At 44.3% G+C, this 25,294-nt stretch carries 21 protein-coding genes and 1 pseudogene; 13 read left to right on the plus strand and 9 right to left on the minus strand.

Annotated features, from left to right (window positions below; translation table 11 throughout):
- Window positions 1-389 precede the first annotated feature (389 nt).
- Window positions 390-2,150: an ABC transporter ATP-binding protein/permease gene (locus R7M92_RS04915; protein ID WP_318132843.1), complete on the minus strand. Its 1,761-nt coding sequence runs from the start codon at window positions 2,148-2,150 to the stop codon at window positions 390-392.
- Between the two features lie 173 nt (window positions 2,151-2,323).
- Window positions 2,324-2,938 carry a 3'-5' exonuclease gene (locus R7M92_RS04920; RefSeq protein ID WP_318132846.1) on the minus strand — a complete coding sequence of 205 codons (615 nt, stop codon included), beginning with the start codon at window positions 2,936-2,938 and terminating at the stop codon, window positions 2,324-2,326.
- Between the two features lie 356 nt (window positions 2,939-3,294).
- Here R7M92_RS04920 and R7M92_RS04925 point away from each other — a divergent pair, with 356 nt between their 5' ends.
- From R7M92_RS04925 to R7M92_RS04940, 4 genes and pseudogenes are all read left to right on the plus strand, one after another.
- Window positions 3,295-4,155, plus strand: a complete 861-nt coding sequence (locus tag R7M92_RS04925) for an immunity 49 family protein (RefSeq protein ID WP_318095238.1) — start codon at window positions 3,295-3,297, stop codon at window positions 4,153-4,155.
- Window positions 4,156-4,524 (plus strand): annotated as a pseudogene (locus R7M92_RS04930) (threonine aldolase); the annotation flags it as partial.
- Between the two features lie 82 nt (window positions 4,525-4,606).
- Window positions 4,607-4,867 (plus strand): DUF5062 family protein, encoded by a 261-nt coding sequence (locus R7M92_RS04935; protein ID WP_005376453.1) that lies wholly within the window; start codon window positions 4,607-4,609, stop codon window positions 4,865-4,867.
- Between the two features lie 223 nt (window positions 4,868-5,090).
- Window positions 5,091-5,585, plus strand: coding sequence for a YcxB family protein (locus R7M92_RS04940; protein ID WP_318132848.1), 495 nt, complete (start codon window positions 5,091-5,093; stop codon window positions 5,583-5,585).
- 119 nt (window positions 5,586-5,704) lie between these two features.
- Here the strand turns inward: R7M92_RS04940 and R7M92_RS04945 are convergent, their stop codons facing one another.
- The 3 genes from R7M92_RS04945 to R7M92_RS04955 form a co-directional block, all read right to left on the minus strand.
- Complete coding sequence (locus R7M92_RS04945; protein ID WP_005376444.1) at window positions 5,705-6,445, minus strand: helix-turn-helix domain-containing protein; 741 nt, start codon at window positions 6,443-6,445, stop codon at window positions 5,705-5,707.
- 104 nt (window positions 6,446-6,549) lie between these two features.
- Window positions 6,550-7,011 carry a carboxymuconolactone decarboxylase family protein gene (locus R7M92_RS04950; RefSeq protein WP_042520770.1) on the minus strand — a complete coding sequence of 154 codons (462 nt, stop codon included), beginning with the start codon at window positions 7,009-7,011 and terminating at the stop codon, window positions 6,550-6,552.
- A gap of 195 nt (window positions 7,012-7,206) precedes the next feature.
- Window positions 7,207-8,118, minus strand: a complete 912-nt coding sequence (locus R7M92_RS04955) for a DMT family transporter (protein WP_258474301.1) — start codon at window positions 8,116-8,118, stop codon at window positions 7,207-7,209.
- Between the two features lie 93 nt (window positions 8,119-8,211).
- Between R7M92_RS04955 and R7M92_RS04960 the strand changes: the two genes are divergently transcribed.
- From R7M92_RS04960 to R7M92_RS04970, 3 genes are all read left to right on the plus strand, one after another.
- On the plus strand, window positions 8,212-9,117 hold the full coding sequence (locus R7M92_RS04960; protein ID WP_033906526.1) for a LysR family transcriptional regulator: 906 nt from the start codon (window positions 8,212-8,214) through the stop codon (window positions 9,115-9,117).
- Between the two features lie 266 nt (window positions 9,118-9,383).
- Window positions 9,384-10,211, plus strand: coding sequence for an MBL fold metallo-hydrolase (locus R7M92_RS04965; protein ID WP_175413494.1), 828 nt, complete (start codon window positions 9,384-9,386; stop codon window positions 10,209-10,211).
- A gap of 250 nt (window positions 10,212-10,461) precedes the next feature.
- The gene (locus R7M92_RS04970; protein WP_005388788.1) at window positions 10,462-10,863 is read left to right on the plus strand and encodes a VOC family protein; all 402 of its coding nucleotides are present in this window, start codon (window positions 10,462-10,464) and stop codon (window positions 10,861-10,863) included.
- Window positions 10,864-11,101: 238 nt separating this feature from the next.
- On the opposite strand, the gene gcvP is transcribed toward R7M92_RS04970, so the two are convergent.
- The 3 genes from gcvP to R7M92_RS04985 all read right to left on the minus strand — a co-directional run bounded on the left by gcvP (window position 11,102) and on the right by R7M92_RS04985 (window position 15,822).
- Window positions 11,102-13,966, minus strand: coding sequence for an aminomethyl-transferring glycine dehydrogenase (gene gcvP, locus R7M92_RS04975; protein ID WP_017820968.1), 2,865 nt, complete (start codon window positions 13,964-13,966; stop codon window positions 11,102-11,104).
- 126 nt (window positions 13,967-14,092) lie between these two features.
- Window positions 14,093-14,473, minus strand: coding sequence for a glycine cleavage system protein GcvH (gcvH, locus tag R7M92_RS04980; RefSeq protein WP_005376432.1), 381 nt, complete (start codon window positions 14,471-14,473; stop codon window positions 14,093-14,095).
- Window positions 14,474-14,526: 53 nt separating this feature from the next.
- Window positions 14,527-15,822, minus strand: coding sequence for a serine hydroxymethyltransferase (locus R7M92_RS04985; RefSeq protein WP_005376430.1), 1,296 nt, complete (start codon window positions 15,820-15,822; stop codon window positions 14,527-14,529).
- A gap of 379 nt (window positions 15,823-16,201) precedes the next feature.
- Between R7M92_RS04985 and R7M92_RS04990 the strand changes: the two genes are divergently transcribed.
- Window positions 16,202-16,825 carry a helix-turn-helix domain-containing protein gene (locus R7M92_RS04990; RefSeq protein ID WP_005376429.1) on the plus strand — a complete coding sequence of 208 codons (624 nt, stop codon included), beginning with the start codon at window positions 16,202-16,204 and terminating at the stop codon, window positions 16,823-16,825.
- A 260-nt stretch (window positions 16,826-17,085) separates the two neighbouring features.
- Entirely contained in the window at window positions 17,086-18,204 is a 1,119-nt protein-coding gene (gene gcvT / locus R7M92_RS04995; protein WP_318132850.1) for a glycine cleavage system aminomethyltransferase GcvT, read from the plus strand.
- Between the two features lie 70 nt (window positions 18,205-18,274).
- On the opposite strand, the gene vdeR is transcribed toward gcvT, so the two are convergent.
- A complete protein-coding gene (vdeR, locus tag R7M92_RS05000) occupies window positions 18,275-19,003 on the minus strand; it encodes an efflux transporter transcriptional repressor VdeR (RefSeq protein WP_005376423.1) in 729 nt (242 codons plus the stop codon).
- Window positions 19,004-19,163: 160 nt separating this feature from the next.
- On the opposite strand from vdeR, the gene R7M92_RS05005 reads away from it, so the two are divergent.
- The 4 genes from R7M92_RS05005 (at window position 19,164) to R7M92_RS05020 (ending at window position 25,243) form a co-directional block, all read left to right on the plus strand.
- Window positions 19,164-20,237: an efflux RND transporter periplasmic adaptor subunit gene (locus tag R7M92_RS05005; protein WP_318132852.1), complete on the plus strand. Its 1,074-nt coding sequence runs from the start codon at window positions 19,164-19,166 to the stop codon at window positions 20,235-20,237.
- Window positions 20,237-21,298, plus strand: coding sequence for an efflux RND transporter periplasmic adaptor subunit (locus tag R7M92_RS05010; RefSeq protein ID WP_318132853.1), 1,062 nt, complete (start codon window positions 20,237-20,239; stop codon window positions 21,296-21,298). The genes R7M92_RS05005 and R7M92_RS05010 overlap by 1 nt, the downstream gene beginning before the upstream one ends.
- Window positions 21,298-24,357 (plus strand): efflux RND transporter permease subunit, encoded by a 3,060-nt coding sequence (locus R7M92_RS05015; protein WP_238844351.1) that lies wholly within the window; start codon window positions 21,298-21,300, stop codon window positions 24,355-24,357. The genes R7M92_RS05010 and R7M92_RS05015 overlap by 1 nt, the downstream gene beginning before the upstream one ends.
- A gap of 175 nt (window positions 24,358-24,532) precedes the next feature.
- The gene (locus R7M92_RS05020) at window positions 24,533-25,243 is read left to right on the plus strand and encodes a hypothetical protein (protein ID WP_062730997.1); all 711 of its coding nucleotides are present in this window, start codon (window positions 24,533-24,535) and stop codon (window positions 25,241-25,243) included.
- Window positions 25,244-25,294 lie beyond the last annotated feature (51 nt).

Raw genomic sequence — 25,294 nt, forward strand, 5'->3', positions numbered from 1 at the left:
AACCTAACTTGTTACAAATGAAGTTGATTGGATTTTATATGGTACTTGGGGATGAGTGTTTCTAGTTGAAGGGAGAGTACGCTGGTTACTGGATTCTTACCGGAGTTCCTGTATTAAAACGAGAACCACTTGGTTTAATGCCGCTCGTTTAACTACGAGTGGCATCTTTTTGTATTTCGTTATCTTATACAGCGGCGAAGGTGCGTGATATAGGATCTTCTATCCTAGCTCTTTATGGTCAAAATTGTCTCTTTAACCACTCCTCAGCACGTTGCTATTAGATTCCTAGTCTCGCCAAGGCTCGCTGGAATGACACAAAAACATCGTTAAGCTATTGGCATTAAATCACTTGGTCCGTTTTTGCTTATTCTTGAGGGCTTAACTAGGCGTTACTCTAAGTGCTTAAATTGTAACGCCACGAGTCGCTGATACAACTCACAGCTTTGCATTAATGATTGGTGGTTACCAACATCGACTAACTCACCATTGTCCAGCACCGCTATTTTATCCGCATGTTGGATAGTCGAAAGGCGATGAGCAATGATAAGTGTTGTGCGTCCTTTCATCAGTGCTTCAAGTGCTTGCTGAACGTGATGTTCACTTTCACTATCAAGGGCGCTGGTAGCTTCGTCTAGTAGTAAGATTTTTGGATCTTTTAGAATCGCGCGGGCAATCGCAATGCGCTGCTTTTGACCACCTGATAGTCTAACGCCGCGCTCGCCTAAAAAGCTGTGATAGCCTTCGGGAAGCTTCTCAATAAACTCATGGGCATGAGCTTTTTTGGCGGCTTCGATGACTTGTTCATCCGTGGCTTCTGGATTGCCGTAGCGAATATTGTGGAACACATCATGGCTAAACAGCGCTGGCTGTTGTGGTACGAGTGCCATTTGGCGTCGAAGCTCTTTTGGGTCGAACTGTCGAATATCTTCGCCACCAAACAACACTTGCCCCTGTTGTGGGTCATAAAAGCGTTGCAGCAATTCGAATAGTGTTGTTTTACCTGCACCAGAAGGGCCAACCAACGCCAATACTTTGCCTTGTTCTGCGGTTAGATTTAATTCTTTGATAGCTGGTTGATTTGGGCGAGAAGGGTAGTTGAAACTCACCGAATTAAAGTTAACCTCAGCAGGCATATCCGGACGGACAGGCAAATGGTTGCTTGGCGCTTTAATATCGCTGTCTACTTGAAGAATCTCAATCAGTCGCTCGGTAGCACCTGCGGCTCTTTGCAGTTCACCCATGACTTCGGAAATGGTTGCAGTCGATGAGGCAACCATAATGGCGTAAAACACAAACGCTGCTAGGTCTCCCGCAGACATCTTTCCGTGAATCACATCGCTGCCGCCAACCCAAAGCATGCCTGCAATTGCGCTGAACACAATCACAATAACGCCTGATATCAGGATTGCGCGTTGTTTTACTCTCTGTCTGCCCACTTCATACGCTTTTTCCACCTCGACAGCGAAAGCCGCTCGTTCGTACGGCTCTGAGCTAAAACTTTGCACGGTTTTAATATGTTCTATCGCTTCACCTGCGTAGCTGCCGACATCGGCCATTGAGTCTTGACTTTGGCGAGAGAGCGCACGCACGCGTCGTCCATAAAACAAAATCGGAACCAAAACCAAAGGCACAGAAGCAAGCACAATCAGCGTGAGCTTAACGTTGGTGGCAAACAACATTATGATGGCCCCAAAACACATCAAAGCGCTACGCATCGCCATCGAGAACGATGAACCAATAATGCTTTGCAGCAATGTGGTATCGGTAGTCAGGCGCGACATTATGTCGCCACTACTGTTGGTCTCAAAATAGCTCGGATGCAGCGTAATCACATGGTTAAACACCGCAAGGCGAATATCCGCACTAACGCGCTCACCTACGGAAGAGACAAGGTAAAAGCGAAAGAAAGTCCCAATGGCAATACACAATGTTACACCGACAATAAACTGAATCGCATTGGTAAGCTCTTGCAGTGATTGCTGAGCAAAGCCTTGGTCGATAAGAATGCGCACTCCATAGCCAACGGATAACGTTAAACTTGCCGTCGCGACAAGTGCAACTAAGGCCGCTGCAACCCGCCATTTATAAGGCGCAATAAAGGTGTTGAGTTTAAGAAGAATGCTGAGATTTTTGTTATTTTTTCGGCTCATGAGTGACTCACAAAGCGTTTTAGGTAACTGGCATAGTAAGCGAGTTTGGTTGGTGAGACCAGCGAACTGCCGCTTTCGGATTAGGAAATTCACTGGGATAACCAATATCGCATGTATATCGAAAATCACTTAAACGTCGAAGAGACTAGAATCAGCTTTTAGTTCGGAGGGGGTTACGCACGGCTTTTGGCGAGTAGCAGGTCGACTTTTCCTTTGGCTGTTTTACTAACTGTTTGCATCAACTGAAAACTTGGTTTTTCGACGCCTGAGTTTTCTATCCCTTCGACCATTAAGAGCCAAAGCTTGGCTGTCATTTGCGCATCGGCTAGTGCACGGTGGAAAACACCGTCGTTGTCGATATTTTTATAGCGAACAAGTTCACCTAGCTTATGTGATGGGGCTTCTTGAATGAGCCGTCTTGCTACCAGTAAGGAGCAAGCAAACTCACCCGAATAACCACAGTTGATTCGTTCAAGCTCTGCATCTAAAAATCGTTTATCGAAGGACGCGTTGTGAGCGATAAGGTTCTCGCCAGCAATGAACTCACTAAATGACGCTATTACCTCTTCGCAGCTTGGTGCCGATCGCAACATATTGTTGGTAATGCCGGTGTAGTTCTCAATGAAAGAACTCACTCTGAAACCGGGATTCATGAGTTGCTGAAAACTATCGACAACCTCGCCATTGACTAACTTTACTGCACCAATTTCTATTGCGCGATCACCTAAAGTAGGAGAGAGACCTGTGGTTTCAAAGTCGACTACGACCACAGAGTTTGCTTGAGGCATAAAATTTTCCAGCTGAGTAATATTGCGCAAGAGTATTATCGAAAGCGACAGAAAAAGAAAGGCGAACACAGTGGTGAATATCTGTCTATCTTTACTCCACAAAGTCAGTGTTCGTCGTCCACTGTTTATGGACAGGTACGTTCTGGCTTACCCATCGCGGCTTGTGCGGTAGCCTTATATTTCAAATGTTTTTCGGCTTTTCGGTTCATTTCAACTAAGTATTGCATTTCGATATAAGGTGCTGATTATAAATTGATTTCATAAAACAACTTCGGCATCATTCACTGCTTGATTTTGAGGATGATTATCATCACGGCAAAAAATTAGAACAACTTATAATGCGAGGCTAGGGAACGATGGAACCAATGAAGAATCATTATTTAGAGATACCTGAAGAAAGAAAATTGCGTATTTTTCGTGAAGAAGACGAACGTTTCTATAGTTTTTGGGAAAAAATGCTTGATGAAAAACAATCTTTTTATCAGCAACCTCTCAAAAGAATGAAAGGCGATGCTTGGCATTCGCTCCACTCATTCTTCACTGCTTCAAAATATGGACAACATCAGGCCTCGCCAGCTTATATAAAAAGAGCACTTGAGTTACTGAATAACGTCTACTTGCTGGCCAATCATTCAGACCAAGTTGTTGAATTCTCCGTTGGGCACCGACATTTTTCGGAAGTAGGTAACCGTTCTGTTGCAGGAGGAACAATGGATGCATGGTTGGATGAAATCTATTTAGCGATGGCAGCGAGAGATTGGCACTGCGTAGAGCTGATGACCATCATGGATGAGTCGTTAGTGCGTTTAAAAGATCCTTTCGATGTTGCGTTGGTCGAGTTCGTTAACGGTGTATTTAGCAATTCATCAGCATTACCTGAGTTATTGCAAACTGTGATGGAGAAATCTTCTCCGCAATACTTAGAATCAACCAGAGTGCCATATGTACACTCTTTGTTTATTCCATTTGTGAATGTGTTTGTTGCCATTATCGATGGCGATGAGGCGCATTATCAACAAGCACTGAGAGATGCGTTAGAGGCGCATTACCAGTTCTACATGAATGAAGATGTTCGTTATTCGCCAAAAGGGAATGTTTCTTTGAAACTGATTGGTCTTGCTGCATTGGCATACGATAAGTATGGCTGGACAATTCCAGAAACCGCATATTTGCCAAAGTGGCTCGTTTACGGTGAGCATGATCTCTGTTCTAAATAAATCATTAGTAGAACACCTTATGTAGTGTCTGCGGCAATGCCGTTCGATGAAAGGTTGGCGCAGCTGCGGGCTCTGTTTGAGCGAACAAAACAAATCTACAAGATCATTGATGAGTTCCCATCTTTGGCGGTAAGACCAACCCAGCCTCAAGCAAATATGTTGCACCTTATCCTGCCATTTAGCTGCGAAGAGTTGAAAGAACTCCAACACACGTTTGCCACGGAAAAGGGCATTTGGTTTGGTAACCCGCAAGTCACGGCACATCCAAATCAATCGATTGTTGAATGGTATATTGGTGACTACCTGCTCAATCTTGGTGATGACGAATTAAGGTCGTTTTTCAATCAGTTACTCGGTAAGAAGGCATAAACTTATCAATATGCGAGCTTACTAACACGCCATACGCGACACTTCATGTATTCTTAATTGAAGCGAAGAAGAGGATTTATAAATGTCAAAAAGCTCCAAGCTTCACAATGAAGACAAACTGGTTAAGAAGGCACTAGAGATTGGTGGGAAGATGGCGAAGCTACAAGGCTTTGACCTTCCTCAGTCACCACAACCTCTAAGAGTAAAAGCGATTTACCTATTCTTGGTTGATGCCAAACAGATCACCCCACTACCGGAAAGCAAACTAGACGGCGCAAGCATCAAACACCGACTGGCAGTCTGGATACACAGTGCATTGCCAGACAACGACCCTCTAAAGTAGAAAACCTCATAAGTCATATAGGTCATTAATTAACTAGGCGAGCCAAATGGTTCGCCTTGTTTGATCTTGGCGAGTGCACCGAGGTCTTTTGGCGTGGCGGTATCATTGATTTACAAAACAGAATCAAAAGGACTAAAGATAAATCCCGAGAAGCGCTACAATGCAGGTGTTGCGAGGGTGCAACCAAGATTACTCATTTACAGAAGCCTTGAAGTAACCATACATGTCTAAAGATTTCGAATTCACTACAGAATACATACTCGACAAACCTTTCTTTGCTGAGTGTTATGATCAAACTAGCCAGCCAGTTAAGTTCCCGCAAGCGTATTTGAAAGGGATCCTCTTTCTAATTTTTGGTGTGGTTTTATTGGAGTTTGAACTGCTACCTAACGGTTACGTCGGTTGGTTCTTTATCGTATTGAGTGTGATTGAAGCGTGCAGCGTTTACTTCAAAAGAACTTGGTGGCTGTGGCGTCAAACCATCAGCTCAAGCCGCGGCAGTAAAGTGGTGTTTGAAGTGAATGCAGATGGCGTGCGCTACAAAAGCGGTAAAGTTGACCGCAGCCTCGCTTGGAATGATATCGACCAACTCGAACAAACTGATTTGGGCTTTATCCTTCACCTTGGTAAACAACGCCAATACATCAGCAAATCTTGCTTAAATGAAGAAGCGATTGCGTTTATGGTAGAGCGGCACGCGGCATCAAAAGCGAGCTAACCAACTCACATCAAGCTGGAATGAGCGATCGAAAAAGTAGGTGATATATGATCGAACATTGTAACAAGTATATGGTCGATTCTGAATTAATTGGGTTTGATGTAGAAAGCTAATAAGGTTTAGAGGTTTCTCTTTCGGACATACTGCTTCGGTGTCATGCGCGCAATCTGCTTACACTCTCTAGTCATGTGTGCTTGATCGGAAAAACCTTGCTCCAGCGCCAACTCCGATAAAGTAAGATCGGGTTGCGCTCGGAGTTGCTCTAAAGTGTGCTTCACTCGTTTAATGCGTTGGTAATGTTTAGGAGTAATCCCCAACCATTTCTGAAAATTGCGCTCTCTCTGGCGCTGACTGATGGTCCCTGTAGGTTGTTCAATAATGTGGCCGACATACTGCGGTTCATATTCCTCAATCAGTGTTTGAACCCAGCGATATAACGTAGAAATCCTTGCATATGGCGAACGAGCTGTTTGCAGAGACTCAAATGTTGCTAGTGCAGAAGAAGCCAAAGGGTGGTCGTCTTGAATCCGCAATAGCTGTTCTAGACGTTTACCAAATAGTTGATAACCAACAGCAGGATGAAAGCGTACGCCAGTCATCACCGCGCCTGGCGGTAGGCAGACCTGATGTGCCAGAATGCTTATAGGCAGTAGGACAACCCCTGGCGTTTGCCACTCACCATCCATTTGTACTTCATTCTGTAAAATGAATACCACACCTGTACCAGCATCACTGAGTAATTGTTTACGTACGGTTTGCGTCGTATCAGGTTTGACGGATGCTGACCAAATGGCTTGAACATAGCCAGCTAAAGCCTTTTGAGGTTTTAAAATATCAAATTCTAAGTTCAAATGAATCATCCTATTTAACCTCAACTTAAATGAGAATGTGATACACATGTACTTTTCATCCTATTAAGTTGAGGTATAAGCAGCGGCTTACAAGTAAGAACCGTCAAATAGAATTATCGAGGTTTATAGACTCCAACCTTTGGCTTAAATGCCTTAACTATTCGGTTCCAACTATTGATCGCGTTGATCGCAATTGTTAGGTTGACCATAGCTTCTTCTCCAAAGGTATTCAAGGTCAGCTGATAGGTATCATCATCTACTGGTAGGCCAGCAGTTAGTAGTTCAGCCCAGCCTAGTGCAACGTGTTCTGCATCGCTGTAGAATGGCATATCTTTCCATGCACTAAGCCCCCATATGCGTTCCGGCTTTTCACCTAACTGAAGCGCATCTTTACTATGCATGTCGATACAAAATGCACATTGATTGATTTGCGATATGCGTAACTTAACCAGTTCCCATATGATCATGTTCATGGTTTCTGATTGGCTAAATTGTTCATGGAAGTAAGCCTCCTGAGCGTATAGGATTTCTATTGCTTTTGGCGCTACTTCAATATAGTTGAGTCGTTTCTTCATGGTCATTCTCCTCTGTTTTTTACATAGTAAAAAACGCTCTTAGCAAAAGATTGAAGATTTTCGACATGTACTCAATAAAGTTAGATAAAAGAGTGAACGACGAAAGCGAAAAGTGTACCTATTGGAAACCAAGAAAACTTATGCCAATTAACAAAGTATTGCTCTAAATAATGGACTTAAGGTTGGCGTCTATTTTTACTCCACCACCTTCCGTAAACGAGCAAAAGGTGCTGAGTTACCTATATACACACCAGCCGCAACGATAAAGACGCCTAAAACATTTTCCCATTGAGCCTGCTCACCAGAAATGAACGAAATCAGTAGAGTGAATACCGGCATAATATTAAATAATGGAGACATCTTATCTGGACCAAGAACGATAGCGCCTTTCATCCAAAAGTAATAAGCAATCAAAGTTCCAAACAGGCTCATGTAAGCTATTAATGCTAGGTCTTTAAATGTTATGGCATTTAAGCTACGGCTAAAGTCGCCGTGGTACATCGCTATAGCGACCATTTGAATGGCACCAATACTTAACACCCAACGTAACTGCTGAGTTACTGGGATATGAGATGTTAAACGCTTCGCTAGAATTGTGTATAAACACCCACTAATTAAAGCAAATAACATGTATAGATCACCAATATTACTATTGCTGCTAATAGAATGAATATTTCCCCCTGTAATGACGATTACCACTCCACAAAAACTGATTAGTGCACCTAAAATAGTTTTAACCGAAATGGAAGTTTTGAGAATAAAGCCCGACAACAAGATAGTGACAAGTGGTAGATTTGCCTGAACAACCGCTGCGTTAACTGGGGTAGTAAAGCTCATTGCAGAGAAAATAGAGAAGTTTTGGATAGTTACACCCACGGTTGCTATAACAAACAACGACAACATACTTTTTCGTGTGAGTTTGGCTCCATATGGAGAGCGTTTAGTACCTCTTATCAGTAAGAGTATTAAAGCTGCAACGGAAAATCGTAACGTCGCTGAATCCAAAGGAGAGACATCGCTATTAATAGCCTTTATTACGTTAAAGTTACTAGACCAAAAAAAGATAGCGACAACAACACCGCACCAAATTGATAAATGCTTAGACATAGATCTTCCTGATAAAAATTAACTTGACGCGATAATGCTATATATTTCATATTTGATTTTTAATAGCCAAATTTAAGAGGGTTAATCCCAAATATGGAACGTCACTCTTTGGATGACCTTTTGTTATTCGTTTCTGTTGCTCGCTATCAAAGCCTAACACAAGCATCTGAGCGTCTTAATGTCCCGTTAGCCACGCTAAGCCGGAAGTTAAAAAGGCTGGAAATAAACTTAAATTGCAGACTATTTAACCGCAGTGCACACCACTTTGCGTTAACAACTGATGGCGAAAAATATTATCAACTCTGTGAGCCGTTACTTCTTAGCTTAAATAATGTGACATCGAGAATTGCGACTGAGCGTCAGTCTTTAAGCGGAACGATCAAAATATCAGCGCCAATTAACATGACACAGATGTGGTTAAAGCGGTGCGTTTATGAATTTGCAGAGCAACATCCGAAGATATGTATCGATTTAGATGTACAGAATGAAAAAATCAATCTTGTATCTAACCGTGTCGATGTTAGTTTTCGTCTTGGTGATCTTATTGAACAAGACTGGATTGCTCAGAAATTATGGTCGATTCCATTTGCGCTTTGTGCATCACGAAGCTATTTAGAACAACACCAACCGATTACCCATCCTGAACAACTTGTGCATCATCGCCTAATTACGGTAAACAACGACAGCCAATGGAAATTAGTTAATCAAATCACCAATGAAACATTTGATCATCCGCTAAAGTTTCAATTCACTTCAAATGATGTACTACTAGTTAGAGACGCTGTCATCCATGGTTTAGGAATTGCGTGGATTCCAACCTATTACTTTCATGAGCTAAATCATGATCAACATAACCTGCTGCCTTTGTTGCCAGAATGGCAATGTTCGGGTAAAGAAGTATTCATTATGTATCGAGACCGCGATAAAAGGCCTGCAAGAGTTGATGCATTTATTGAACATGTCTTAAATTGGAAAAATCGCATTCAAATGTTTGCTTGAAAGAGGTTTATCACATTGTGCTGTGCCGGTAACCTCAAGTGAAGCTTCATGACTCTGCTTCAATTGAGTTCATTTATTTAACCTCTAAAAGAATCATGAATACATAGGCAGTTAATGGGATTCGAGTTTACAAGTGATTCGGTCAGCTAAAACTCAAGCTAAGTAGAAAGTATTTGCAGTTGTATTTGCCTCTGAAAATCGTTTAGAGCTTTCTCATCCGCGAAGTTCTATAAGAAATTATTAAGGATATATTTGTGTGCGATTTCGTGAAAAAAATTATTGTAGGTTTACTTTTCAGTGCTTCGTCTTTTGCTTCCTTAAGTCAATATGTTCCAGCAATGAATGATAAGAACGGTTATGTAGAACCATTTCAGATGTTTGATAATGTCTATTATGTAGGAGACAAGTGGGTCTCATCATATGCCATTGCTACAGACGACGGACTCGTTATCATTGATACGCTTGACTTCCCTTACTCTGAGTGGATACCTATCAACCTAGAGAAGCTAGGGCTAAAAGATAAGCCAATAACGCACATATTGGTAACTCATGGGCATTCTGACCACGTTGGGGGCGCCCAGTTACTTCAAGAGAAGTATGGTTCCAAAGTCGTGATGACCAAAAGCGCTCATGAACTATCTATACAGCAATCAAACAAAAGCGAAGGTGAGAACAAGTTCCTTCCTCCAAATTTAGACATAGAGATAAAAAGCGATAGCTCCATGGTTATTGGTGGACATGAGTTTAAGTTCTATCTCACACCTGGCCACACGGAAGGTGATTATTCCTTAGACTTCACTGTTGAAGATAATGGCGAACAATATCGTGCTTTTATCGTTGGTGGGCATAGCGTAAGTAGCAATGATCCAGAAGTTATTGGCCAGTTCCTGACTAGCATGGAGAAAATTCGAAAAATTTCACTACAGGCACCTATTGTGAACGTTAACCTTTCGAACCATCCACATAAAAATTTCCTTTTTGAAAATAGGAAGAAGCTCGGTACAAGCGGTAACCCGTTTATCAGTGAGGCAAACTTCTTCATGTTCCTTAAGCAACAAGAAGATTTAGCTAAGGGAAAACTAGAAGAACTATAATACCGTGGTATACGAGCAGCCTTCGTTATTAGGTTAGAGATTTGCTCTTGAGTTATAGCTAAGGCTTTGATGAGTTGCTCAATCAAGATTCGACACTTGTGGTAGCTGTATTGTTTGTAGGTTCTAGTGGCAAAGGCGCTGTGCGTAAACATTCGTATTGTGTGCCTTAAACATTTGCAAGGCGTTACGTGCTTTCTGGAAAAGTCTCAAAATAGCGTACAATTAGCGTTTTGACACAGCGGAAATCATCATGGCCAAAACTGTTCAGCAGCAAATCGGAAACATTGCTCTAGTCGTTGAAAATTACGACGATGCTATCGAGTTCTATACTCAAAAACTTCAATTCACTCTGGTTGAAGATACCAACCTAGGTGGTGGTAAACGCTGGGTTCAAGTTTCTCCTCCAAACTCCAATGGTACAAACCTACTTTTAGCTCAAGCGAGTACACCGGAACAAACGCATGCAGTAGGAAATCAAACAGGTGGTCGTGTTTTCCTGTTTCTGCAAACTAATGATTTTTGGCGTGACTACGAGTTGATGAAGAAAAATGGTGTTGTATTTAATGAAGAGCCTCGTGTGGAAGAATACGGGACAGTGGTGGTGTTCCAAGATCTCTATGGTAATAAATGGGACTTACTGCAACTGAACTAGAAACTATATAGCACCTGCATAACATAGGTTCATGAGGAGTTTCCAACAAGCTTTTAAGGCTCTGAGATATTAGTGCTAATTCAAAGGTTCCCAGAAGTCACTGTATTTCTAAATCACTTTTGTGCAAACAATAACTAGCCATCATTCCTTCTCGATGTATCAACAAATGTTAGGGCGGCACACCAAAAACAAAGGCGAACCAATCGGTTCGCCTTTGTTTATTTAGAGACTACAAAAATTAATCTTCGTAGTTATCGATGCTTGGGCATGAACAGATTAGGTTACGGTCGCCGTATACGTTATCCACGCGATTTACCGTTGGCCAGTACTTCCAAGATTTGGTCGCTTTAGACGGGAAGCAGCCAATCTCGCGAGAATAAGGGCGGTCCCAATCTTCAGCTGAAAGATCAACTTGTGTGTGTGGCGCGTTAACAAGTGGGTTGTTATCCAGTGGCCATTCACCGTTCTTCACTTTCTCCATTTCTTCGCGGATAGCGATCATCGCATCACAGAAGCGGTCCAGCTCTTCTAGATCTTCCGATTCCGTTGGCTCAACCATTAGCGTGCCCGCTACAGGGAACGACATAGTTGGTGCGTGGAAACCGTAGTCCATTAGACGCTTCGCGATGTCTTCTTCGCTGATACCTGTTTCTTCTTTCAGCGGACGAATGTCGATAATACATTCGTGCGCTACGCGGCCATTTTTGCCACGGTAAAGAACAGGGTAGTGTTGGCGAAGTGTTTCCATCACGTAGTTTGCGTTCAGAATAGCTACTTTTGTAGCATCTGTTAGGCCAGCTTCGCCCATCATTGCGATGTAAGCCCAAGAGATAGGCAGGATAGAAGCGCTACCCATATCTGCTGCTGATACTGCGAAATCTGCGCCTTCTACACCGTCTTCAATATGCCCTGGTAGGAAAGGAGCTAGGTGAGATTTCACACCGATAGGACCCATACCCGGACCGCCACCACCGTGCGGGATGCAGAAGGTTTTGTGTAGGTTTAGGTGAGAAACGTCTGAACCGATGAAGCCTGGTGATGTTAGACCAACCTGGGCGTTCATGTTAGCGCCGTCTAGGTAAACCTGACCGCCAGCGGCATGAACCATTTCACACACTTCTTTCACTTTCTCTTCGTAAACGCCGTGCGTAGAAGGGTAAGTGATCATAATGCTTGATAGGTTGTCTTTGTGTTTCTCGATTTTCGCTGCTAGGTCGTCGATGTCGATGTTGCCTTCTTCATCACACTTAACCACAACCACTTTCATTGACACCATAGATGCTGTCGCAGGGTTAGTACCGTGCGCAGAGCTTGGGATCAAACATACGTTGCGGTGACCTTCGCCACGGCTTTCGTGGTAGCGTTGAATCGCGATAAGGCCTGCGTACTCACCCGATGCACCAGAGTTTGGTTGTAGTGAGAATGCGTCATAGCCAGTGATTTCACATAGCTTTTCTTTAAGGTCTTTTGCGAGTGCAGCGTAACCAGCTGCTTGTTCTGCTGGTGCGAACGGGTGGATCGAACCAAACTCAGGCCAAGTTACTGGGATCATCTCTGCTGCTGCGTTCAGCTTCATCGTACAGCTGCCCAGTGGGATCATGCCGTGCGTGAGTGAGAAGTCTTTGTTCTCTAGCTGTTTTAGGTAACGCATCATCTGTGTTTCGCTGTGGTGCGTGTTAAACACAGGGTGTGTTAGATATTCTGTTGTGCGGCGCAATGCTTCTGGAATGGCTGCAAACTCGTTGCCTGCGATTTCAGTTGATAGTGCTGCGACTTCTTCTTTCACACCGAATACTGCGAATAGGGCTTCTACATCTGCCACGGTTGTGGTTTCGTCGAAGCTCACACCTAGCTGAGTACCCAACTTACGTAGGTTGATGTCTGCGGCTAGTGCTTTCGCGTATAGGTCTTCAGTTTGTGCACCTGTGTTGATAGTGATGGTGTCGAAGAAGCTGTTGTGAGCAAGCTCGAAGCCGCCTTTAGTTAGGCCAGCGGCTAGGATGGCTGTCATATGGTGCGTACGACGAGCAATCGTGCGTAGACCTTCTGCGCCGTGGTAAACCGCGTAGAAAGACGCCATGTTCGCTAGCAGTGCTTGAGCAGTACAGATGTTTGATGTCGCTTTTTCACGACGGATGTGCTGTTCACGCGTTTGCATTGCCATACGCAGTGCTTGGTTACCGTTGGTATCGATAGAAACACCGATAACACGACCAGGCATTGTACGCTTGTGCTTATCACGCGTTGCCATGAAAGCAGCGTGTGGACCGCCGTAACCCATCGGCACGCCAAAACGTTGTGCTGAACCGATTGCTACGTCTGCGCCCATTTCACCTGCAGGTTTAAGCAGGGTAGAAGCAAGAAGGTCCGTTGCTACAGTCACTAGTGTTTTGTTTGCTTGCGCTTTAGCGATGATGTCCGTTAGGTCACGAACTTCACCTGTTGTACTTGGGTATTGAACTAGTGCGCCGAACACGTCTTGCTCTGGTAGTGATTCTAAAGAACCAACCAAGACTTCAAAGCCGATGAATTTCGCACGAGTTTTTACCACTTCGATGGTTTGTGGGTGAACGTCGTCAGCAACGAAGAATACGTTGCTCTTGCTTTTACCCGCACGCTTACAAAGTGTCATCGCTTCTGCTGCTGCCGTTGCTTCATCAAGCAATGACGCGTTCGCGATTTCCATACCAGTAAGATCCATCACCATTTGTTGGTAGTTTAGAAGTGCTTCTAAACGACCTTGTGAGATCTCTGGTTGGTAAGGGGTGTAAGCAGTGTACCAGCCCGGGTTTTCCATCACGTTGCGTAGAATCACGTTCGGCGTGAAGGTGTTGTAGTAACCCTGACCAATGAATGTACGTTTAACTTGGTTCTGATCGGCGAACTTACGCATGGCTGCCAGCATGTCTGCTTCGCTTTTCGCTTCTGCCAAGCTCATTGGTTGCTCTAGGCGAATTTGTGCTGGTACGGTTTCGTCGATAAGCGAATCTAGGCTAACTGCGTTGATCGCTTCCAACATTTTCTGTTGGTCAGATTTGTTTGGTCCATTGTGGCGAGCAACGAACTCGTTTTGTGTGCTGAGGCTTTGAAGTAATTCAGTCATTGTCCTTTACCTACTCCTTGGTTCGGGTAACGGATTTGCGTTACTGATAAATTAAATTATACGTCCGAACCTAGAAAAAAAGCTGTTCTCTAAACAGGCTAGGGAACAGCTTTCGTCACATCCTAATTACTCTTCTTCGATAGAGTTTAGGTATTCGTCTGCGTCTTTCAGGTTATCTAGTTCAGATACATCAGACATCTTCACTTTTACGATCCAGCCACCTTCGTACGGCTCTTCGTTAATTAGCTCTGGGCTGTCTTCTAGTTCTTCATTGATTTCTACGATTTCACCAGTGATTGGTGCGTAGATGTCTGACGCTGCTTTTACAGATTCAACGAGAGAGAAGCTTTCACCTGCTTCAACTTCGTCTTCTACGTCTGGTAGGTCAACGAATACCACGTCACCTAGCATTTCTTGTGCATGCTCAGAAATACCAATTGTTACTGTGCCGTCACCGTTGTCACGTACCCACTCGTGGCTATCTGCAAACTTCAGTGTTTTGTCCATTGCTTAATCTCCGAATAACTTGTCAGGAATTATTATGATTTCAAAAAAATCGTTTACTGGTATAGAGGAAAGCGACTGCAAAGTTCTTTTACTTCTTTGCGAACGCGTTTTTCAACTTCTGCGTCACCTTCAGGGTTGTTCACTAAACCGTCCAGTACGTCACCAATCCAATTACCGATGAGTTTGAATTCTTCAGCGCCAAAGCCGCGGCTTGTACCCGCAGGCGTTCCTAAACGGATGCCCGATGTAATCATAGGCTTCTCTGTATCGAATGGGATGCCATTTTTGTTACATGTGATCCCAGCACGCTCTAGAGCTTCTTCTGCTTTATTGCCTTTCAACCCTTTCGGACGAAGGTCAACCAGCATTAGGTGCGTGTCTGTGCCACCAGTTACGATGTCGCAACCGCGAGTTTGCAATACTTCCGCTAGGACTTTTGCGTTATTGATCACCGAATCAATATAAGTTTTAAATTCAGGGCCAAGCGCCTCACCAAATGCGACCGCTTTGGCTGCGATAACGTGCATCAGTGGGCCGCCTTGTAGGCCAGGGAATACGGCTGAGTTGATTTTCTTAATGATGTCTTCGTGGTTAGTAAGAATCATACCGCCGCGAGGGCCACGCAATGTTTTGTGTGTTGTAGTCGTAACAACGTGTGCGTGTGGCAGTGGGCTAGGGTGTGCGCCTGTTGCGATAAGACCAGCGATGTGCGCCATGTCGACCATAAGAATTGCATTTACTTCGTCTGCGATTTCACGGAATTTTGCAAAGTCGATAGTACGTGGAATGGCGCTACCACCTGCGATGATCATTTTAGGTTGGTGCTCAAGTGCTAGCTCACGAACATCTTCGTAGTTGATTTCCAGTGTTTCGCGATCAACACCGTATTGAACTGCGTTAAACCATTTACCAGAAAGTGCAGGGCGTGCACCGTGCGTCAGGTGACCACCTGCGTCTAAAGACATACCAAGAATGGTGTCACCAGGTTGAAGCAGTGCCAGTTTTACTGCGCCGTTTGCTTGCGCGCCTGAGTGTGGTTGAACGTTTGCGTATTCACAATTAAAAAGTTTTTTTGCGCGTTCGATAGCAATGGCTTCCACTGTATCTACGTGCTCACAACCACCATAGTAACGGCGACCTGGGTAACCTTCAGCGTATTTGTTTGTTAGGCATGTGCCTTGAGCTTGCATTACCGCTTTAGAAACAATGTTCTCAGAAGCGATAAGTTCGATTTGTTCGTTTTGGCGAGCGGATTCCGCTTGAATTCCAGCAAAGACAGCATCATCTGTCGCAGAGAGGTTGGTAGAGAAAAAGTTTTCCAAGCTGTGGTTAGGGTAACTCTTATTCATGGTAGTTGACCTTCCAAATCTGAAAATGAACCCGCAATAGATGAGTTATGATTTGCGGTTGTGGTTCATTTGTCCTCAAAAACAGCTGAACTGCGTAGCAGAACAGAGTGAACATCCGGCCCTAAATTTGGGCAAAAACTCCGTTGGATTGCGTGTTTCCTTTACCAATCTCTTACGGAAATATGCATCTCTACATCTAACAAGTTGGTAACATAGCGCCTGTGACGGGAACAATCAACCAAAAATTTCCTATAGGAAACAAGATTTCAAAATTTGTTAACAAGAGCACGCTTTAATTCACTTGGTGGACTTCTATCCACTATGTGCTTCATGCACAATGCGAGTAAGACAAAAAATATGGATATCTATAGAGGGATTTATGGCAGAAAGTATTTACGATGAATACCCATCGATGACGTTGGCAAAAGAGCAACATGACCAAAATATCGAGCCGTTAAAACTGGGCCAGCGTATTAAGGATATCCGCTCGAAACTCGGTATCACATTAGAAGAGGCCAGTCAGCGAACCGGGCTTGCTCGATCTACACTGAGCAAAATAGAAAATGAGCAGATCTCCCCGACGTTTCAAGCGATGCAAAAATTGGCACTTGGCTTACAAATTGACATGCCGCAACTATTTGAGCCACCTAGAAAAAAGGTAGCGACAGGGCGTAGGGATGTTACCAAGAAGAATGAAGGTAAACCACACCCAACACAAACTTATGAACATGAACTGCTCGCGACACAACTTTCCAATAAGAAAATGATGCCGTTTAAGAGCCAAATTCGAGCTCGTAGTTTTGATGAATATAAAGACTGGGTTCGTCATGATGGCGAAGAATTTCTGCTTATCTTATCTGGTGAGGTCATGTTCTATTCTGAGTTTTACGAACCTGTTGTTTTAAGCGAGGGAGACAGCGTTTATTACGATGCAAATATGGGACATATGTTGACCAGTGTTAGCGAGGAAGATGCGCTCATTTTGTGGGTGACAGCCAAATAGTGATAAATACTTGTAAATTTCCTATAGTGAAAGCAAACGATTGCTGTTGGTGGTCGTTATGATGAAAAGGCGCTTTTTTGATGAGAACTTGCTCATTAAAGCGCTTTTTTTGTACGATTTGTTGTGATTAAAATGTTAAGAGTCACACTTTTGCAAGTCGATCTACGTCTTGTTCGTGCAAAATAGAATGAGCCATGTTTATTATTGGAAACACATCGAATGCCGATAGCATTCTCGGGTCTATCTAAATGGAGACGAAAATGACTCAAGAACTACTGAAAACACCACTACACGCACTTCACGTTGAAGTTGGTGCCAAAATGGTCCCGTTCGCGGGTTACGATATGCCTGTTCAGTATCCTCTAGGCGTAAAGAAGGAACACTTACATACTCGTGATGCGGCAGGTCTGTTTGATGTTTCTCACATGGGACAGCTTCGCCTAATTGGTGACGGTGCAGCTGCGTTCCTAGAAACATTAGTCCCAGTGGATATTGTGGCTCTTGAGTCTGGTAAACAGCGTTACGCTTTTTTCACTAATGAAGAGGGCGGCATCATGGACGACTTGATGGTGGCTAACCTAGGCGATCATCTGTTTGTGGTTGTGAACGCAGCATGTAAAGCGCAAGATATCGCACACCTACAAGCGCATTTACCATCTGGTGTTGAGCTAGAAATTATCGAAGACCGAGCTCTACTTGCAATCCAAGGCCCTAAAGCGGCGGCTGTATTGGCGCGTTTTGCACCAGAAGTTTCTGAAATGCTGTTCATGGATATTCGTAAAGTCGATATTTTAGGCGCCGAGTGCATTGTTTCTCGTAGTGGTTATACAGGCGAAGACGGTTACGAAATCTCGGTTCCTGCTGACAAAGCGGAAGAGCTAGCACGTAAACTGACTGCGGAAGATGAAGTTGAATGGATTGGCCTTGGTGCTCGTGATTCACTTCGTCTTGAGTGTGGCCTTTGTCTATACGGTCATGACCTAGACACAACAACAACACCTGTTGAAGCGAGCTTGCTATGGGGTATCCAAAAAGTTCGTCGTATTGGTGGTGAACGTGAAGGTGGTTTCCCTGGCGCAGACATTATTCTTAAGCAGATTGAGACTAAAGATGTGGCGCGTAAGCGTGTGGGTCTAGTAGGTCAAACCAAAGCGCCAGTGCGTGAAGGTGTTGAACTGTTTGATGCTGACGGCGTTAAAATTGGCGTTGTAACCAGCGGTACGGCGGGCCCGAATGCAGGTAAGCCAGTCTCAATGGGGTATGTTCGTGCGGATTTGGCGGCGATTGGTACTGAAGTGTTCGCTGAAGTGCGTGGCAAAATGCTACCAATGACAGTTGAAAAAATGCCGTTCGTACCACAACGCTACTACCGTGGTTAAAACGAATTGAAACAAAAATGCCGAGCTTTGTAGCTCGGCATTTTTATGTCTTCTTTTCGCTTGTTTGCTTTTAGTTTACTGCTTCATCAATAGTACAGCACATATCAATAACGATATCTTCAAGCTTTTCCGGATGAATCATCTCTTCTTTTGGGATCCCAAATTGAGAGGCCATAATGGTATTAAACAATTCCCAATGCTTGATCAGCAGTTTTTCGCGATTATCTGCAATATCCGGCCATGTTTCTTGCATCATTGGTGCGAGACTGACAGCACCATGTGCGAAGATCAACATTTGCCACTTTGATTCCCACTGATCAAACTGTGCATTAGGGTTTTCGCTGTTGTACTGCTCGAAAATTCCGGTAAATATCGCAGCGAACTCATCTTTTGACTTTAAGAAATACTGCAGCAGAGCACCGTCATCGCCTTGTCGAATGGCATCGGCGATCATCTGTACTGGATGAGGATTGACGAGAGCAAATGCTAGCATGCGAACCATAAACAGATAAATTTTTCTATTCGAAGGTGTGTTCTCCGGCATTTCATTGATGAGTTCAGCCATATAGCACTGCATGAACTCGTCCATTGCATCGCTAACCGCTTGCCAGATTTTCTCTTTGCTGCCGAAGTGGTGACGGATCAAACTATGTGAAACACCAGCCTTTTCACTGATATTGCGCAGCGAGACACGCTCGTAACCAAGTTCACAAAACATATCTGCTGCCACTTTAAGGATCAGACACTTAGTTTGTTCTGCTGCTTCAGCACTTCTACGCCCCTGCTTTCTTTCATTCATAGTTCGAATTTTCCCGAATATTAATCACGCGCTTACTTTTACCAGAAACCGAACGCTTTGACTAATTAATTTGCTATCCACCTGGAAAATATGTTGATCAATTTCAAATTCTGCTTATACTGCACGGTTGTGTAATATATAAAACCTACGGAGAAAGCGGGTGCGAAAACAATATTTAAGGCGCACTTTAGTTGGCGCAGTGGTGACATTAAGTCTTTCTGGGATGCTAACTGGGTGTAATAAAGCCATTTCTGAGCCGTCTGAACCTTTAATCAAACCTGTAAAATTACTGGCGGTGAAAGACCTAGAACTTGAAGACTCGCACGCCTTTTTAGCGCGTATTGATGCAACACATCGCGCGCAGCTTTCTTTTCAGGTTGGTGGAGAGGTAGATGAATTACGTGTACGCATGGGTCAAAAGGTCCAAAAAGGTGAAGTGCTCGCAACGTTAGACCCTAAAGATCTTCAGCTTGCGTCAGATGCCGCTCAAGCGCAGTACGCGTTAGCGAAAACACAATGGGACCGCGCGAAAAACCTTTACGGAAAAAAACTCATTAGTACTGATGAGTACGATCAGAAAGAAACTCAATATAAAGCGGCATTGGCGAACTACGAACAAGCTAAAACCGATTTGAGCTATACCAAAATTCATGCACCGTTTGATGGCATTGTGTCATATACCTATGTCAACCCGTTTCAGGTAGTAGCAGAGAAGCAGGAGATCTTGAATCTCATTGATAACACGACGTTGGATGTGTCGTTCACCTTGCCAGTAAGTTATGCGGAATCTGTATCACTTGAGTCACTGCAAAACTCCGATATGTGGGTGACGATGGATAGCGAGCCAAGAAAACGTATTCCTGGGCAATTTAAAGAAATTTCGACGCAGCCAAACATCGATACCAATAGTTATGAGGCGATCGTGACCATCACTCGACCAGAAGATCGCAATTTGCTGACAGGTATGACAGGGCAGGTACACATTGCTAAACAACATGTATCGGACGCGATGACGTTACCTCAGTCTGCTTGGGTCAACAAAAATGGGACGCAAGGTGAAGTTTGGGTAATGGACAGAAGCACGCAGCAGGTCAATAAAGTCACTGTGTCACTTGACGCAGCAGGTGGTGTGAAAGCCGGGCTTGATAACAATGATTACGTTGTTATTGCTGGTGTTGAGAGACTGGTTGAAGGACAAGTGGTGAAAGCTTGGGTTCGTGAGGGAGGCATTTAATGAAACGTTCTCTACTTACGATCTCTGCGATTGCACTTGCAGTTTTAACAGGGTGCAAAAATGAAAACCAAGCTATAGTCGAGCAGTCACTTTTTGTGTCGACTATCTCGGTGGATGCACCAGTACAAAGTCAACATCGCGCGTTCAAAGGCATAGTAGTGCCTGCAGAGCAAACGCCAATGGCATTTCGCCGCGCTGGGGAAGTTCAGCACGTATTGGTTAAAGCGGGTGACGTTGTGAAGCAGGGGCAAATGATCGCAAAGCTAGATGATAGCAAAGAGAAGCAAGCCGTGAATGACGCAGAAGCACAATACACACTTGCAATTCGTCAGCTTAAACGCGGTGAAGACTTGCATGCACGTCAAATGATTTCAAAAGCGGAACTTGATGAGCTAACCGCCAATAAAGAGCTAGCTGAGGCTACTTTCTATAACGCGACCAATCAATTGAATTACACCCGTTTATTCGCCCCGTTCGCCGGTAAAGTATCCGATGTTTTCAAAGAACGCTTTGAGCGTGTGGCAATTGGTGAACCCGTGTTAAACCTATACCAAAACGATTTGGTTTACGTGCGTATTGAGCTTTCCGACAATGTTTTAGCGATGGTAGACCCAAACTCAGACAGCATGAGCTACAAGCCTAGAGCAACCTTCTCCGGCATCGATGGCAGATTTGCTTTGGACTATTTAGAGCACACAAGTGAACCCAACGCTGAAACTCAAACCTACGAAATGTACTTGACGATGCCACAGCTAAAAACAGAGATATTGCCGGGAACCAGCGTAAGCCTTTTGGTCGATATGGTGAAGGCGGGCATTACCTCTATCGATGGTTACAGTGTGCCTGTCACGGCGCTTCAAGCAGGCAGTGAAGGGAATGAGTTCTTTGTGTGGAAAAAAGAAGGTGACATTGTCACACGGGTGCCTGTCATGATTTCTCAAGTGAATGGCAATGGAGCCATTGTGTCGTCAGGTGTTAGCCAGGGCGATATTCTGATTAATTCAAATCTGCGTAAATTACGCGAAGGTAAACATGTGGATGTTGTGGAGAATAACCAATAATGAACATTGCTGAGTATTCAATAAAAAACAAAGTCATCAGCTGGTTGTTCATTATTATCCTTGCTGTTGGTGGTTTAACGTCATTTTTGGAGCTGGGACGATTAGAAGACCCGGCATTTACGATCAAAGATGCCATGATCATCTCAACATACCCTGGCGCGACGTCAAAAGAAGTTGAAGAAGAGCTGACGTATCCTCTAGAAAAAGAGATTCGAAAACTCCCTTATATCGACAAAATTACCTCTACGTCTTCTAATGGTATGTCTCAAATAACGGTGAGCATGGAAATGGACTATGGTCCTGATGAACTGCCGCAAATTTGGGATGAGATGCGCCGTAAAATTAATGATTTACGACCATCATTGCCTCAAGGTGTTCAGTCTTTACAGATCATTGATGATTTCGGTGACGTTTATGGCGTGATGTTAATGCTCACTGGTGACGATTACGACTATGTAGAGCTGAAACGTTATGCGGATTACCTGACCCGTGAAATCGAGCTTGTTGATGGTGTTGGTAAGGTAGACATCACGGGCGATCAGCAAGAAATGCTATTCGTTGAGATCTCACTTGATCGCCTTGCTGCACTGAACTTAGACATGAATGTGGTTTCGAGCTTGTTGAACCAGCAAAACAATGTGGTTTCAGCTGGTGAAGTGATGGTCAATGGCGAAAGCCTTGTTATTCGCCCAAGCGGCACCTTAAACACTGTAGAAGCACTAGAAAATCTGATCATTCATGGCCGTGACACAGGAAATCTAATTCGTCTAAAAGACGTAGCAACGATTTCTCGCGGTATTCAAGAGAAGCCAGGCAACGTCGTACTCTTTAACGGTCAAAAAGCGATTAATATCGGTATCTCGTTTGCATCGGGTGTGAACGTGGTTGAGGTTGGTGAACGTTTGGATGCGGAGCTCGCGAGCCTTGAGTCTATCAAGCCTGCTGGCATCGATATGAACTACTTTTACAACCAAGCCAATGAGGTGGATGAATCTGTTAAAGCGTTTGTAATTAGTCTAGCGGAGGCAGTGGCGATCGTAATCATTGTGTTGCTGTTTACTATGGGTTTACGCAGTGGTGTCATCATTGGAGTTGTGTTGTTATTGACGGTATTTGGTACCTTCATTTTGATGAATTACAACAACATCGAACTGCATCGTATTTCTCTTGGAGCGTTAATTATTGCCTTGGGTATGCTGGTTGATAACGCGATTGTTGTCGTGGAAGGCATATTGGTTGGCCTAAAGAAAGGGCGTACCAAAGTTCAAGCGGCTGTCGATATTGTAAAGCAAACACAATGGCCTTTGCTGGGCGCAACTGTTATTGCAATTACGGCTTTTGCACCTATCGGCTTGTCACAAGATGCGACTGGTGAGTTCATGGGCTCTCTGTTCTGGGTGCTGTGTTTCTCGCTATTCTTGAGCTGGATTACGGCGATTACGCTAACGCCATTCCTAGCCGATCTTCTATTGAAAGAAGAAGACAAGAACGCAGATGCAGAAGATGAAGACCCATACAAAGGTTGGCTGTTCGTCGCGTTTGGTGCGTCTCTTAAACTTGCGCTTCGTTTCCGTTGGTTAACGGTAGCAGGCATGGTGGCGCTGCTAGTTGGTGCTGTGGTTGCGTTTGGCAGTGTGAAGCAACAGTTCTTCCCGCCGTCAAACACGCCGATGTTCTACGTTGATATGTGGATGCCAGAGGGCACTGACATTCGCGAGACCATCAAGAAAGCGGAAGAAGTTGAAAGCTACATTCGTACTCAAGACAACATTGACTTTGTATCAGCGTCGATTGGTCAAGGTTTGCAGCGTTTCGCTCTGACTTACCAACCAGAGAAGAGTTACGAAGCCTACGCTCAGTTCCAAGTTCGTACTACGGACCGTGAGAACATGTTTGAGCTGTTGCACAAGTTGGACGACAACCTAGCGAAGACGTTCGACAAACCAACGTTCCAGTTCAAGTTGATGGAATTCGGCCCGTCACCAGCGTCTAAGATCGAAGCGCGTATTACTGGCCCTGATCCACAAGTTTTACGTGACTTGGCGGTGCAAGTTGAAGACATCCTTCATACCGACCCTGGTGCCCGAAACATTCGTCACGATTGGCGAGAGCGCACCAAGGAACTTGTACCCGCTTTCAATGAGTCTAAAGCTCGTCGCTTAGGTATTTCGAAAGAAGATCTTTCAAGCACACTGCAAATGGCGTTTGGTGGTAGCACCTTAGGTTACTTGCGTGATGGTACACATACGTTGCCAATTATGACACGCCTTCCTGAAGAAGAACGCGTAGATTTTGAATCACTACAAAACGTGACCATTTGGAGTCCTTCGTTGCAAACGTATATTCCGGTTGATCAAGTGATTGATGGCGTTCAACTGGATTGGAGTGAGCCGCTAATTCAGCGTCGTGACCGTAAGCGTACGTTAACTGTTCTCGCGGACCATGATGTGTTGAGTGACGACACGGCAGCAAGCTTATTTGCTCGTGTACAGCCTAAAGTGATGGCATTGCATGTTCCAGAAGGATACGAAATCACATGGGGTGGTGAGTACGAATCATCCAAAGATGCACAAGAAGGCCTATTCGGTTCATTGCCGATGGGTTACTTGTTGATGTTCATCATTACTATTTTATTGTTTAACTCAATCAAAAAGCCGTTGGTCATTTGGTTCACCGTTCCGTTAGCGATCATTGGCGTTGCTTTTGGTTTGCTTACCACGAACATGCCGTTCAGTTTTACAGCATTCCTTGGTTTGTTAAGCCTAAGTGGCATGATTTTGAAAAACGGTATTGTGTTGCTTGACCAAATTAACCTTGAGTTGGAGTCAGGTAAAGATCCTTACCTCGCGATTGTCGATAGTGCGATAAGCCGCGTTCGTCCGGTAAGTATGGCTGCCCTAACAACTATCTTGGGGATGATACCACTGGTCTTCGACGCCTTCTTTGGCTCGATGGCAATAACGATTATGGCAGGTCTTGGTTTTGCTACTGTACTGACACTGATAGTGGTGCCAGTGATGTTTGCAATTCTGTTTAGGGTAAAACCGACCACTGCATAGGGACTCCTGGCTATTTGCCAGCTTCCTGCCTAGCCCTGAAGGTTTTCTTCGGGGCTTTTTTGATCTTACTAATATATACCAAACCATTCATTTGCTTGATTTTAATGATTTTCTTACGATTACAATGCAAATCATGCGTATACTGATGTAACGACACATCAAAGATTGAGATTACATGAATAAGCGCATATTAAACGGACTCTTCTTCGTTGGTTCTTTCACCTTGGTTGGCTGCACCGCGACGGATAGCATGCCGACAGAAACCAAACAACCTGCCCCTAAAATCAACAGTGTTAGTGCTGAAGTCATTTCCAGTTGGATTGATAGTAAGGTTTTAGCCCCTGAAGGGCTGTCGCTCGAGCAAGACAATCTACGTTATCTATCGGGTAGCGCCGACCTAAACAGCGACGGAAAGACAGAACACATAGTGTTGCTTCAAGATCGCTATTTCTGTGGTAGTGGTGGCTGCTCTGCATATATGTTTGATAATGAGGGAAACGTTATTAATCGAATGTCGGTAACTCGCACGCCTATTGTACTAGCCAACAGTTACAGTAATGGTTGGCAGGACTTTATCGTTTGGAGTAATGGCTCATATCGACTCATGAGTTACAACGGTGAGTCTTATCCAAGTAACCCGTCACTAGAGCCAAAGGTGGATCGAGACGCTAACCAGCAGGCGGCAATCGCAAATGTAATGGCGACAGAGCTTTATCAGCAAGACGGCTATGACATTCTGCCCGCAGAATCAAAAACCTTGTGGACGCCAGCTAACGTTTACCACTTTACCTTCAAGCACTACGGTGACCCGCATAGCGCTTATCAAGCAACGGTGGATATGAGCAGTGGGGAAGTAGACATTGTAGCCGTTCCGGCTGTGGAATAAAAAACACCTCCCTTAACCGGAATTAAAGGGAGGTGCTAAATGCCAAATTCG

The organism is Vibrio sp. Vb2880, from assembly GCF_033337975.1.
In the GTDB taxonomy this organism is placed as follows: domain Bacteria; phylum Pseudomonadota; class Gammaproteobacteria; order Enterobacterales; family Vibrionaceae; genus Vibrio; species Vibrio alginolyticus.